Raw genomic sequence first — 12,375 nt, forward strand, 5'->3', positions numbered from 1 at the left:
AGCGATGGAAGCGGCCGGCATCCGCGTCTCGCCCTCCCCCGCACAGCTCGGCAAGACTCTCGTCGAACTCCTCAAGGGCTGACGACGGGGCACGAAAAAGACCGGCGCGACAGGCTCCCGCGCCACGGCATCGCCGAAAACGGAGTCCAAAGGGTTCGGGCATGGTACGGTCGTCATTGTGACGGTCCGGTTCCCCGAACGATCGATCACAGGAGACGGTACCCGGACGACGGGGCCGCGACGAGACAGATGGCACGCACCGAAGCGAACGAAACCTTCGCGCTTACCTCCTTCCTCTACGGCGGAAACGCCGATTATATCGAGGATCTGCACGCCCGCTACGTGGACGACCCCGGTTCGGTCTCCGACGAATGGGGCGATTTCTTCAAGGCGCTGAAGGACGATCGTTCGGCCGTTTCGAAAAGTGCCGAGGGGCCTTCCTGGCAAAAGCCGAATTGGCCGATCCCGGCGAATGGTGAGCTGGTTTCCGCTCTCGACGGCGATTGGGGGCAGATCGAGACCAAGGTTCAGGAAAAGGTCAAGGGCAAGGCGCAGGACAGCGGCATCGACCTGCCGGGTACGGCCGTGCATCAGGCGACGCAGGATTCGGTTCGGGCGCTGATGCTGATCCGCGCCTATCGCGCCCGCGGCCATCTGCACGCCAAGCTCGATCCGCTCGGCATCGCTAAGCCGGCCGACGACGATTACAACGAATTGTCTCCGCAGGCCTACGGCTTCACCGAGGCCGACTTCGACCGCAAGATTTACATCGACAACGTGCTCGGGCTGGAATTCGCCACCATCCGGGAGATGGTCGATATCCTCGAGCGGACCTATTGTTCGACGCTTGGCGTCGAGTTCACCCACATCTCGAATCCGCAGGAAAAGGGCTGGCTGCAGGAACGCATCGAGGGGCCGGACAAGGGCATCGCCTTCACCGCCGAGGGCAAGCGCGCGATTCTCAACAAGTTGATCGAGGCCGAGGGCTTCGAGAAGTTCATTGACGTCAAATACAAGGGCACCAAGCGCTTCGGTCTCGATGGCGGCGAGGCCTTGCTGCCGGCTCTGGAACAGATCATCAAGCGCGGTGGCCAGCTCGGCCTCAAGGAGGTTGTCTTCGGCATGGCCCATCGCGGCCGGCTGAACGTCTTGAGCCAGGTGATGGGCAAGCCTCTGCGGGCGATCTTCCACGAATTCAAAGGCGGGTCGTACAAGCCGGAAGACGTCGAGGGCTCGGGCGACGTCAAATACCATCTCGGCGCCTCGTCCGACCGCGAGTTCGACCAGAACAAGGTCCACCTTTCGCTGACCGCGAACCCCTCGCATCTGGAAATCGTCAATCCGGTCGTCATGGGCAAGGCACGGGCCAAGCAGGACCAGATCGCCGGCCGCACCCGCACGGAGATCGTGCCGCTGGACACGCGCGCGCAGATCATGCCGCTACTGATCCACGGTGACGCGGCCTTCGCCGGCCAGGGCGTCGTGGCCGAATGCTTCGGCCTGTCGGGCCTGCGCGGCCACCGGGTTGCAGGCTCGCTGCACTTCATCATCAACAACCAGATCGGCTTCACCACCAATCCGCGGTTCTCGCGTTCCTCGCCCTACCCCTCCGACGTCGCCAAGACGGTCGAGGCGCCGATCTTCCACGTCAATGGCGACGACCCGGAAGCGGTGGTCTACGCGGCCAAGGTGGCGGCCGAATTTCGGATGAAGTTCCACAAGCCTGTCGTCATCGACATGTTCTGCTACCGTCGCTTCGGCCACAACGAGGGTGACGAGCCGGCCTTCACCCAGCCGATCATGTACAAGACGATCCGCCAGCATCCGACGACGCTCGAGATCTACTCCAAGAAGCTGGTCGAGGGTGGTGTGGTCAGCCAGGAGGAGGTCGACGCCCGCAAGGCGGAATGGCGCAAGATCGTCGAGGAGGAGTTCGAGGCTGGTCAATCCTATCTGCCGAACAAGGCCGACTGGCTCGACGGGGCATGGTCCGGCCTGCGCAAGGCGGAGGAACTCGAGGAGCCGCGCCGGGGCGTGACCGGCGTGCCGCTAAAGACGCTGAAGGACATCGGCGCCAAGCTGGCGACGGTGCCCAAGACCTTCAACGTCCACAAGACGATCCAGCGCTTCCTCGACAATCGCGCCAAGATGATCGACAGCGGCGAGGGCATCGACTGGGCGACCGGCGAGGCGCTGGCCTTTGGCACGATCGTCGCCGAGGGCCATCCGGTGCGCCTGTCCGGACAGGATTCAGAACGCGGCACCTTCTCCCAGCGCCACTCCGTACTCTACGACCAGCAAGACGAGAGCCGCTACATTCCGCTGGCGCATATCGCCAAGGGTCAGGCGATCTACGAGGTCATCAACTCGATGCTCTCCGAGGAAGCAGTGCTCGGCTACGAGTACGGCTACTCTCTGTCGGAGCCGAACGCCCTGACGCTCTGGGAGGCGCAGTTCGGCGACTTCGCCAATGGCGCGCAGGTGGTCATCGACCAGTTCATCTCGTCGGGCGAGCGCAAATGGCTGCGCATGTCCGGCCTCGTGCTGTTGTTGCCGCACGGCTATGAGGGGCAGGGACCGGAGCATTCCTCGGCCAGGCTGGAACGCTTCCTGCAGATGTGCGCCGAGGATAACATGCAGGTCGCCAACGTGACCACGCCGGCCAACTACTTCCACATCCTGCGCCGCCAGCTGAAGCGCGACTTCCGCAAGCCGCTGATCCTGATGACGCCGAAGTCGCTGCTGCGCCACAAGCGCGCGGTCTCGTCGCTTTCGGATATGGCCGGTGAAACCAGCTTCCATCGCCTGCTTTGGGACGATGCCGAGCTGCACAAGGATTCGCCGATCAAGCTGGTCAAGAACGACAAGATCCGCCGTGTCGTGATGTGCACCGGCAAGGTCTATTACGACCTGCTGGAGGAGCGCGAAAAGCGTGGCATCGACGACATCTACCTGTTGCGCCTCGAACAGCTCTACCCCTTCCCGGCCAAGGCGCTGATCACCGAATTGTCGCGATTCAAGCAGGCCGAGATGGTCTGGTGTCAGGAAGAACCCAAGAACATGGGCGCCTGGTCGTTCATCGACCCTTACCTCGAATGGGTTCTGGACCATATCGGGTCTGAGAAGCGGCGCGTGCGCTATACCGGCCGTCAGGCGGCGGCCTCTCCCGCGACCGGCACCATGTCGACCCATCAAAAGCAGCTCGCGGCCTTCCTCGAAGACGCGCTAGGCTGAGCCGAACCGAACGCCACGACCGAACCGGACCTCGAAAGACTAGAGAGCGATGAGCACCGAAATCAAAGTCCCGACGCTGGGTGAATCCGTGACCGAGGCCACCATCGGCCAATGGTTCAAGAAGGCCGGAGACCGGGTCGAGATCGACGAGACGATCGCCGAGCTGGAAACCGACAAGGTGACCGTCGAGGTGCCGGCGCCTGTCGCCGGTGTGCTCGAGGATATCGCGGTCAAGGAAGGCGAAACCGTCGAGGTCGGCGCGGTCCTCGGCTCGATCGGGGAGGGTTCGGCATCGAGCGCCGGGACGACGGCCGCGACCGAAAAGCCGAAGAGCCAGGCGGCGAAGGCGGATGCCGCGGCCGACACCAAGGCCGACTACGGCGGCGGCGCCACCGGCGACGCGGCGCGAACCGGCGATGGTGCCGACGAAAAGGCGGCGGCCGGCGAGACGCCGCCGGCCCCGTCGGCCAAGAAGATGATGGCCGAAAAAGGCCTCGGCGACGGCGACGTCGAGGGTTCAGGCAAGCGCGGCCAGATACTCAAGGGCGATGTGCTGGAAGTGATCGCCCGCGGCGCGCCGTCCAGCCCGCAGGAAAAGCCGGTGGCGGCGCGCGCGCCATCCTCCCAGGCGGAGGAAGCCCGCGAGGAGCGGGTGAAGATGACGCGCCTGCGCCAGACCATCGCCCGGCGGCTGAAGGACGCGCAGGACACGGCGGCGATGCTGACCACCTTCAACGAGGTGGACATGACGGCGGTCATGGAACTGCGCAAGAAATACAAGGATCTGTTCGAGAAGAAGCACGGGGTGAAGCTCGGCTTCATGGGCTTCTTCACCAAGGCGGTCTGTCACGCGCTGAAGGAGATTCCGGCGGTCAACGCCGAGATCGACGGTACCGACCTGGTCTACAAGAACTACGCCCATATCGGCGTCGCGGTCGGTACGCCGAAGGGCCTCGTCGTGCCGGTGGTGCGCGATGCCGACCAGATGACCATCGCCGAGATCGAAAAGGAGATCGGCCGGCTCGGCGTTGCCGCGCGCGACGGCAAGCTCACCGTCTCGGACATGCAGGGCGGCACCTTCACCATCTCGAATGGCGGCGTCTACGGCTCGTTGATGTCGACGCCGATCCTCAACGCGCCGCAGTCGGGCATTCTCGGCATGCACAAGATCCAGGAGCGACCGGTGGCGATCGGCGGCCAGGTCGTGATCCGGCCGATGATGTATCTGGCGCTTTCCTACGACCACCGCATCGTCGACGGCAAGGAGGCGGTGACCTTCCTGGTGCGGGTCAAGGAGAGCCTGGAGGACCCCGAACGGCTGGTGCTGGATCTTTAGATCGCGCGGCTGAGCGGAAGGACTGAACGACCGGGAAGGGTTGCGCCATGGCTGAACGTGTAATGATCGTGACCGGCGGATCGCGCGGAATCGGCGCCGCCACCGCGCGGCTCGGCGCGAAGGCCGGCTACGCCGTCGTCGTCAATTATGCGTCGAACGAGGCCGCGGCGAGGGCCGTGGTTGCCGACATCGAGGGTGCCGGCGGCACGGCGATCGCAGTGAAGGGCGACGTCGGCGTTGAAGCCGACATCGTCGCGCTGTTCGCAGCGGCCGACAAACTCGGGCCGCTGGCGGCGCTGGTCAACAATGCCGGCGTGGTCGACGCCGTCGCGCCGGTCGCCGAGATGAGCGCGGAGCGGCTCGACCGGATGTTCCGGATCAACGTCATCGGCAGCTTTCTGTGCGCCCGCGAGGCGGCCCGCCGTATGTCGACGGGGCGCGGCGGAAAGGGCGGAGCGATCGTCAATCTGTCCTCGGCTGCGGCCAAGCTTGGCCTCGGCGGCGCTCGCGTCGATTACGCCGCCGCCAAGGGCGCGATCGACACCTTCACCGTGGGGCTCGCCAAGGAACTCGCCGGCGAGGGAATCCGCGTCACCGCGGTCCGGCCCGGTATCATCGCGACGGACATTCACGCTTCGGGCGGCGAGCCCGACCGGGTCGAGGAGATCGCACCGACCCTGCCGATGCGGCGGGCCGGGACCGCCGAGGAGGTCGCCAAGGCGATCCTGTGGCTCGCCTCGGACGAGGCGTCCTATTCGACCGGCACCATCATCGACGTGTCCGGCGGCCGCTCGATCCTGCCGTGAGGGCACCTTCCCCCCATTGTTCTTGAGATCGAAGGAAAGCGGAAATCATGGCCGATCAGCAAAGCTACGACCTCGTCGTCATCGGATCGGGACCCGGCGGCTATGTCTGCGCCATCAAGGCGGCGCAGCTCGGCCTCAAGGTCGCCGTCGTCGAAAAGCGCAAGACCTATGGCGGCACCTGCCTCAACGTCGGTTGCATCCCGTCGAAGGCTCTGCTCCACGCCTCCGAGATGTTCGCCGAGGCTGGCCATTCCTTCGCCGAACTCGGCATTTCGGTCGAGCCGAAGCTCGACCTTGGGGCGATGCTCGGCCACAAGGACAAGACGGTGAAGGCCAATGTCGACGGCATCGCCTTCCTGTTCAAGAAGAACAAGATCACCGGGATCATCGGCACGGGGCGCATCAAGGCGGCCGGCGAAGTCGAGGTGACCAAGGAGGACGGTTCGACCGAGACGCTGCCCACCAAGGCGATCTGCATCGCAACCGGTTCGGCCGTCGCAGGCATTCCCGGCGTTGAGCTCACCTTCGACAGCGACACCATCGTCTCCTCCGACGAGGCGATCGCGCTCGAAAAGGTGCCCGAGACGATGGTCGTCGTCGGCGGCGGCGTGATCGGCCTCGAGCTCGGCTCGGTCTGGGCGCGGCTCGGCGCCAAGGTCACGGTCGTGGAATATCTCGACAAGGTGCTTGGGCCGATGGACGGCGATATCTCGAAAGCCTTTCAGAAGTTGCTCGCCAAGCAGGGCATCGACTTCCGCCTCGGCGCCAAGGTCACCGGCGTGACGAAGGCCGACAGGGGCGCCACCGTCAGCTTCGAGCCGGTGAAGGGGGGCGATGCGGACACGCTCGCGGCGGACGTCGTGCTCGTCGCGACCGGCCGCAAGCCTTACACGGAGGGGCTCGGACTGGAGGAGGCAGGCGTCAAGCTCGACGATCGCGGCCGGGTCGAGATCGACGCGCATTTCGCCACCAATGTCGACGGCATCTACGCGATTGGCGACGTGGTGAAGGGCGCGATGCTGGCCCACAAGGCCGAGGACGAGGGCGTCGCGCTGGCCGAGCAACTGGCGGGTCAGGTCGGCCATGTCAATTACGATGCGATCCCGTCGGTGGTCTACACCTCGCCCGAGGTCGCCTCGGTCGGCAAGACCGAGGAAGAATTGAAAGCGGCCGGCATCGCATACCGGGTCGGCAAGTTCCCGTTCATGGCCAATGGCCGTGCCAGGGCGATGCTCAAGACCGACGGTTTCGTCAAATTCCTGGTCGACGCCAAGACCGACCGGGCGCTCGGCTGTCACATCCTCGGCGCGGGGGCCGGGGACATGATCGCGGAAGCGGCCCTGTTGATGGAATTCGGCGGTTCGTCGGAGGACCTCGCCCGCACTTCGCATGCCCATCCGACTCTGTCGGAGGCCGTGCGTGAGGCGGCCTTCGCGGCCTTCGCCAAGCCCATTCACATGTAACGGGGCGGCGGCGCGCTTGGGCATGTTCCACGTGAAACATTGATTACGAAAAAGGCCCGGCGCAACCGCGACCGGGCCTTTCCATTCTCACCAAGGGTGGAGAAAGTCAGCCCTTCTTGTCGGCATCCTTCGTCACAGGGCTCGCGTCTGAGCCGGTCGTGTCGGCGGTGACGATCGGTGTCATCGGTGCCTCAGCCACGGTGTCCTGGTGAGACGCGCATTGCGCGATCGCGCTGCCGGACGCGGCGGCGAGAAGCCCGAGGCTCATGGTCACAGCGAGTAAGGATTTCATGCACAGGCACTCCTTGGCTGTTTCGACCATCGAAGCTTATGCCCGATGTTTCTTGGCGGCAAGGATTTCCGAGATGCTCCGGGGTGAGCGCGCCGTAAACCGGAGCAGCTAACGGTCAATCCCTAGCGCGTCGCGCAGCACGGCTGCGTCAATCCGCCCGCGTCACGGTCCAGCCCGCCTTGCCAAGTAGCGCAACCAGACCGTCCTCGCCCGGAAGATGCAGGGCGCCGGTAGCAACGAAGGCGCCGCCTTTTTCCAGCATCGGCCGCATCCGCTCGACCATGCGGTGGTTGCGCTCGGTGACGACGCGCTCTTCGAACTCGGCATAGCCCTTGCCGGCGCCGACGAGGATGCCGCCGTCCGGCACCGCGGCCTCGATCGCCGGCATGATCGCCGCAATCTTGCCCTCGCGATAAAGCGCCAGCATCGTCTCCATGACATCCGGCATGCGATCCTGGAGATCGATCGTCGCCAGAAGACTGTCGACCTGGAGATCGGTCGACAGCGACGCGAGAGCGCGGAGCTGCTCCTCGGAGGTCTCCAGCCCCTCGACCGGCTTGCCGGCGGCGATGGCGCGCTCGGCGAGCTGGACGTCGAGGACCGGGGCGCCGTCCTTCTTCCGCGCCGCTTCGCAGTCCGGCAGCATCAGGCTCATGGAGGTGAACCAGGGTTGCAGCGTGTGCACCGACTGGAAGGGAATGCCCTTGGCTGCCAACGCCGCTTCGAGCCGGGCTTTCTCCGCCGGATCGACCAGATCGGCGAGGGTCTGGCCCTTGGGAAGGTTGATCAGCTCCGGATGGGCAAAGAAACTGGCGGCGGCCTTGACCGGATCGAGGACGTCCGTCGTCTCGATGACCAGGCGCTCGGACGCGGTAAAGGCCTGTTCGGCTGATGCAGGCAGGGCAAGAACGCGCGGATCGGTAAGATGGATGGTGCCGAACAGATGGGACGGGGCCAGGCCGGCCCGCTCGACGCGAAACAGCTTTCCGGCGCCGTTGGGGACCGCTGCCGCTTTTGCCTCGACGCCCGCAAGCTTGCCGTCCGCCAGCAAGGCGGGGCGAAGATCGCGGCCGTCGCAGGCGTCGGGCTCCGCCCCGGCGGCGGCCAGAACACCGACGAGCAGAAACGCCAGCATGATGCCGGGCAGCGCGAGGCAGAGCCGAAAGAGGATCGCCGCGCAACGGTCGAGGCTGTGGAGAGGGTCGGTCATGGGCGGGCAGCGGACTCCCTGGAAGATCCCAGCAGCCTATTAGCAAATTGCGACCAAAGCCTGAATCGGGCGGCCTCGCCCCGACGATCAGGCGCGGCGGCGCGCGCGGGGGTGGGCGCCGTCATAGATCGACAGGAGCCGGGCCGAATCGACGGCGGTATAGTTCTGCGTCGTCGACAGGCTGGCATGGCCGAGAAGGTCCTGGATCGTTCTGAGATCCCCGCCGGCTGACAACAGATGGGTGGCGAAGGAGTGCCGGAGCGCATGCGGCGTCGCCGAATCGGGCAGGCCAAGCCCGCCCCTGAGCCGCGCCATGGCGCGCTGGATGATCTGCGGCTTCAAGGGGCCGCCGCGGGCGCCGCGAAACAAGGCCGAGTTCGAGTGCAGCGCATAGGGGCAGAGGCGACGATATTCGGCGACCGCCTCGAGCACGACCGGCAGCAGCGGCACGAGACGGGTCTTGCCGCCCTTGCCGGCGATGGGCATCGACCGAGCGGTCGGCTCACTGAGCGCGTCGCCGGGCAGTGCCAGTGCTTCCGAGATACGCAGGCCGCAGCCGTAGAGAAGCGTGAGCACGGCGACATCGCGGGCGGCGATCCACGGCTCGGCGGCGAAGGCGCCGGCATCCTCGGTGACGGCTTTGGCATCGAGCACGCTCAGGGGACGCGGCAGCGACCGCGACTGTCTGGGTGCGCGCATCGCCTTGGCGCCAGCGGAGGAGGCGAGCCCCTTCTTTTCCAGATGCCGGATGAAGGAGCGAATTCCGGCAAGGCCCCGGCCGAGCGTCTTGGCGCCCGCGCCATCGCGGCGCCGCGCGGCGAGGAAGCCGCGCAGTTCGGCGGGCTTCAGGTCGGCGAGGTCGCCCAGTTCGGCGGGGCGGGCGTTGTAGCCGGTCAGAAAAACCAGGAACTGGCGCAGATCGCGCTCATAGGCGGCAAGCGTATGACGGCTGTCGGCAAGCGTCGCCAGCCAGGCGGCCTTTTCGGCCAGCAGCGGCTTGGTCGCATGGATGAGAACTGTCTGACTCAACGTCGCTCACTCCCTCTGCGTCCCGTCCGCTGCAACTTAGGCGAATCTCCGGTCCCTTCAGGACGCCATACTATTCACCATGATGGTGAACGCTTCGTATCGGAACCCCGCGCGGCGCATCCGGGTTTCCTTGTCGATGCCGGCGCGCCAAGAAATTACGCCGGCCCAACCTTTCTATCGGCACGGCACCGACCGCGGGCCGGTCCCATTCATCGAAGGAGACTCCTATGAAACGTCATGCGACCGCAATCTGGAAAGGCGCGCTCGGCGACGGCACCGGCGCAATCACCACCCAGTCGGGTGCTCTCAGCGATCACGGCTATTCGTTCAAGGCCCGGTTCGAGGACGAGAGCGGCCAATCCGGCACCAATCCTGAGGAGCTGTTGGCCGCCGCCCATGCCGGATGTTTCGCCATGCAGCTGTCGCATTTTCTCGCCGAGAACGGAACGCCGGCGGAGGAGTTGAAGGCGACCTGCGTCGTCAGTGTCGAACAGGTGGCGACCGGTTTCGAGATCCAGGACAGCGCGATCTCCCTTGAGGCCAAGGTCCCGGGCATCGACCAGGCGACATTCGACGACCTTGCCGAAAAGGCCAAAACCGGTTGTCCGGTCTCCAAGGCGCTTGGCGCGATCACGGTGACGCTCGACGCGAAGCTGATCTGAGCGGCATAGCCCGATCAGCGCGGCCCAGTGCGCGACTCGCCGAATTTGCCACGGCGATCGGCGTTTCGATCAGTCGGGCTTGCGTTTGCGGCCGTAGAGTTCAAGCCGATGTGAGACGACCTCATAGCCGAGTTCGCGGGCGAGTTCTTCTTGAAGGCGCTCGATCAGATCGGAGCGGAACTCCACGACTTCGCCGCTGTCGACGTCGATCAGATGGTCGTGATGGATGACGTCGGCGCGTTCGAAGCGGGAGGGGCCGCCGGCGAAAACGTGGCGCTGGATCGCTCCCATTTCCTCGAAAAGCTTCATGGTGCGGTAGACCGTGGACAGCGAAATCGACGGATCGATCCGCGTTGCCCGGCGAAAGATTTCCAGCGCGTCCGGGTGATCGCCATGGTCGGCGAGGATCGTCAGGATGATCTTGCGCGGGCGCGTCATTCGCACGCCCGCCTTCTTGAGAATGCGTTCCTGGCGGCCAGCGGATATCGTCTCGCCTTCGTCGCCCATCGTTGGTCACGCCCGTTGCTTGGCCTGTCGCATTCGCGCGAGCGGTGAGACATGTTGCGCAGAAGCGCACGGCATCCCATCTATACTCTCGCAAATGATTTGCAACTGCATTAATAGGGGCTTTGCCGGCTGCCATCGTGGCCGAAAAATGATTTTCGGGGTTTTGTATGACATCGCAGGGTGAGGCGACGGCCGCCGTTCGTCGCGACGAACGATTGCCCGACGGATTCAACGACCCGGTTGGCGAACCGTCCCTCGTGGAATCGCATCGTACGGTCGATGTCGCCCACGGCGCCGGGTTCCTGCGCCGCTTCGCAGCCTTTCTCGGTCCCGGATTTCTTGTTGCCGTCGGCTACATGGATCCGGGCAACTGGGCGACCTCGATCGCCGGCGGGTCAGAGTTCGGCTATACGCTGCTCACCGCGGTGCTGTTGTCGTCCTTGATGGCGATCCTGTTGCAGGCGCTGTGCGCGCGGTTTGCCATCGTCACTGGCCGGGACCTCGCCCAGGCCTGCCGCGACGCCTTTCCCAGGCCCGTCGCCTATGGCTTGTGGGTGCTGGCGGAGCTGGCGATCATCGCCACGGATCTCGCCGAAGTCATCGGCACGGCCATCGGCCTGCAGCTGTTGTTCGGCCTGCCGCTGGTCTGGGGCGTGGTCATCACCGCGCTCGACGTCTTCTTGATCCTTTATCTGCAGTCGCGCGGATTTCGCTGGGTCGAAGCGTTCATCGTCACGATGATTCTGGTCATCGCCATCTGTTTCGTCGGCCAGCTGATCCTTGCCGAGCCGTCGATTGCCGCGGTCCTGGGCGGCTTCCTGCCGACGCCGGAGATCGTGACCAACGATCGGATGCTGTATCTTGCCCTCGGCATCCTCGGCGCGACGGTGATGCCGCATAATCTCTATCTGCATACCGGCATCGTCCAGACGCGGGCCTACCGCCAGGACACGGCCGGCAAGCGCGACGCGATCCGATTCGCCACGCTCGATTCGACCGTCGCCCTCGGATTCGCGCTGCTGGTCAACGCCGCGATCCTGATCCTCGCCGCGGCCGCCTTCTACGATCGCGGAGCCGGCGTAGTGGAGGATCTCACCGACGCGCATGCGCTGCTGGCGCCGCTGCTCGGCGCGTCGATCGCGCCGATTCTGTTTGCTGTGGCGCTGCTCGCCTCGGGTCTCGCCTCGACCGTGACCGCCACGATGGCCGGGCAGATCGTCATGCAGGGTTTCCTGCGGCTGCGGCTGCCGCTGGTGGCACGGCGGCTGATCACACGCGGGCTGGCGATCATTCCGGCGGCGACGATTATCGTCATTAACGGCGAACGCGGCGCCGCCGAGTTGCTCGTCCTCAGCCAGGTGATCCTGTCGCTGCAACTGCCCTTCGCGGTGGTGCCGCTGGTGATGTTCTCCAGTGACCGGCGCAAGATGGGCGACTTTCGCGCGCCTCTCTGGGTGCTGGCGCTTGCCGCCGTCATCGCGGTGCTGATCGTTGGATTGAACGTCAAGCTGGTACTGGACTTCCTCGCCCTCGGGGCGTGACCGGCGGTGATCGGCCTTGCCAACGTCACCCGATGTGACGAAAGGATGACGTGACGGAAGGCCGGAACGCAAGGGTTTGCGGCGATTTCAGGAAATTTTGCTGCGGTGCATTTTTTTGAAAATCGGCTGTTGACTTCAAAAGCTGGAACCGCCTATAAGCCACTCATCGACGGCGAAGACGCCGCCGGCGAGCCCTTGGGTTTGCTCTGGTGTCAGGCAAAGTCGGAAACAATCAGAAGGCTGACCGGTCACGGTCGTTCTTCAGGGTCACTCGAGGCGGACAGCGTCGACCGGC

The 12,375-nt window shown here is 65.1% G+C and carries 11 protein-coding genes; 7 read left to right on the forward strand and 4 right to left on the reverse strand.

The annotated features are described in order from the left end of the window. The first annotated feature begins 249 nt into the window (after window positions 1-249). Genes ING15_RS18965 through lpdA form a run of 4 tightly spaced genes read left to right on the forward strand, consistent with a single transcriptional unit; the run spans window position 250 to window position 6,839 of the window. A complete protein-coding gene (locus ING15_RS18965; protein WP_206456410.1) occupies window positions 250-3,234 on the forward strand; it encodes a 2-oxoglutarate dehydrogenase E1 component in 2,985 nt (994 codons plus the stop codon). Between the two features lie 49 nt (window positions 3,235-3,283). Beyond that, window positions 3,284-4,570, forward strand: a complete 1,287-nt coding sequence (gene odhB, locus ING15_RS18970) for a 2-oxoglutarate dehydrogenase complex dihydrolipoyllysine-residue succinyltransferase (RefSeq protein ID WP_206456411.1) — start codon at window positions 3,284-3,286, stop codon at window positions 4,568-4,570. A 47-nt stretch (window positions 4,571-4,617) separates the two neighbouring features. After that, entirely contained in the window at window positions 4,618-5,376 is a 759-nt protein-coding gene (locus ING15_RS18975; protein ID WP_206456412.1) for an SDR family oxidoreductase, read from the forward strand. Window positions 5,377-5,423: 47 nt separating this feature from the next. Continuing rightward, window positions 5,424-6,839 (forward strand): dihydrolipoyl dehydrogenase, encoded by a 1,416-nt coding sequence (lpdA, locus tag ING15_RS18980; protein WP_206456413.1) that lies wholly within the window; start codon window positions 5,424-5,426, stop codon window positions 6,837-6,839. A 106-nt stretch (window positions 6,840-6,945) separates the two neighbouring features. Here lpdA and ING15_RS18985 read toward each other — a convergent pair whose 3' ends face one another. The 3 genes from ING15_RS18985 to ING15_RS18995 all read right to left on the reverse strand — a co-directional run bounded on the left by ING15_RS18985 (window position 6,946) and on the right by ING15_RS18995 (window position 9,370). Continuing rightward, window positions 6,946-7,131, reverse strand: coding sequence for a hypothetical protein (locus ING15_RS18985; RefSeq protein WP_206456414.1), 186 nt, complete (start codon window positions 7,129-7,131; stop codon window positions 6,946-6,948). Between the two features lie 148 nt (window positions 7,132-7,279). Beyond that, complete coding sequence (locus tag ING15_RS18990) at window positions 7,280-8,341, reverse strand: TraB/GumN family protein (RefSeq protein ID WP_206456415.1); 1,062 nt, start codon at window positions 8,339-8,341, stop codon at window positions 7,280-7,282. An 87-nt stretch (window positions 8,342-8,428) separates the two neighbouring features. Beyond that, entirely contained in the window at window positions 8,429-9,370 is a 942-nt protein-coding gene (locus tag ING15_RS18995; RefSeq protein WP_206456416.1) for a tyrosine recombinase XerC, read from the reverse strand. Window positions 9,371-9,597: 227 nt separating this feature from the next. Here ING15_RS18995 and ING15_RS19000 point away from each other — a divergent pair, with 227 nt between their 5' ends. Then, window positions 9,598-10,032, forward strand: a complete 435-nt coding sequence (locus tag ING15_RS19000; protein ID WP_206456417.1) for an OsmC family protein — start codon at window positions 9,598-9,600, stop codon at window positions 10,030-10,032. A gap of 69 nt (window positions 10,033-10,101) precedes the next feature. Here the strand turns inward: ING15_RS19000 and ING15_RS19005 are convergent, their stop codons facing one another. After that, a complete protein-coding gene (locus tag ING15_RS19005; RefSeq protein ID WP_206456418.1) occupies window positions 10,102-10,539 on the reverse strand; it encodes a Fur family transcriptional regulator in 438 nt (145 codons plus the stop codon). A 167-nt stretch (window positions 10,540-10,706) separates the two neighbouring features. Between ING15_RS19005 and ING15_RS19010 the strand changes: the two genes are divergently transcribed. Both ING15_RS19010 and ING15_RS19015 read left to right on the forward strand, forming a co-directional pair. Next, entirely contained in the window at window positions 10,707-12,080 is a 1,374-nt protein-coding gene (locus ING15_RS19010; protein ID WP_206456419.1) for an Nramp family divalent metal transporter, read from the forward strand. 105 nt (window positions 12,081-12,185) lie between these two features. Beyond that, a partial coding sequence (locus ING15_RS19015; RefSeq protein ID WP_206456420.1) for a hypothetical protein occupies window positions 12,186-12,375 on the forward strand: 190 nt, incomplete at its 3' end.

Origin of the sequence: Aurantimonas marina, assembly GCF_017183135.1 — a bacterium.
In the GTDB taxonomy this organism is placed as follows: Bacteria; Pseudomonadota; Alphaproteobacteria; order Rhizobiales; family Rhizobiaceae; genus Aurantimonas; species Aurantimonas marina.

What these genes read in the sequence shown, in the direction of transcription:
- lpdA (WP_206456413.1), top strand. Translation starts at nt 5,424, where the DNA reads ATGGCCGATCAGCAAAGCTACGACCTCGTCGTCATCGGATCGGGACCC.
- ING15_RS18965 (WP_206456410.1), top strand. Translation starts at nt 250, where the DNA reads ATGGCACGCACCGAAGCGAACGAAACCTTCGCGCTTACCTCCTTCCTC.
- ING15_RS19000 (WP_206456417.1), top strand. Translation starts at nt 9,598, where the DNA reads ATGAAACGTCATGCGACCGCAATCTGGAAAGGCGCGCTCGGCGACGGC.
- odhB (WP_206456411.1), top strand. Translation starts at nt 3,284, where the DNA reads ATGAGCACCGAAATCAAAGTCCCGACGCTGGGTGAATCCGTGACCGAG.
- ING15_RS19010 (WP_206456419.1), top strand. Translation starts at nt 10,707, where the DNA reads ATGACATCGCAGGGTGAGGCGACGGCCGCCGTTCGTCGCGACGAACGA.
- ING15_RS19005 (WP_206456418.1), bottom strand. Translation starts at nt 10,539, where the DNA reads ATGGGCGACGAAGGCGAGACGATATCCGCTGGCCGCCAGGAACGCATT.
- ING15_RS18985 (WP_206456414.1), bottom strand. Translation starts at nt 7,131, where the DNA reads ATGAAATCCTTACTCGCTGTGACCATGAGCCTCGGGCTTCTCGCCGCC.
- ING15_RS18990 (WP_206456415.1), bottom strand. Translation starts at nt 8,341, where the DNA reads ATGACCGACCCTCTCCACAGCCTCGACCGTTGCGCGGCGATCCTCTTT.
- ING15_RS18975 (WP_206456412.1), top strand. Translation starts at nt 4,618, where the DNA reads ATGGCTGAACGTGTAATGATCGTGACCGGCGGATCGCGCGGAATCGGC.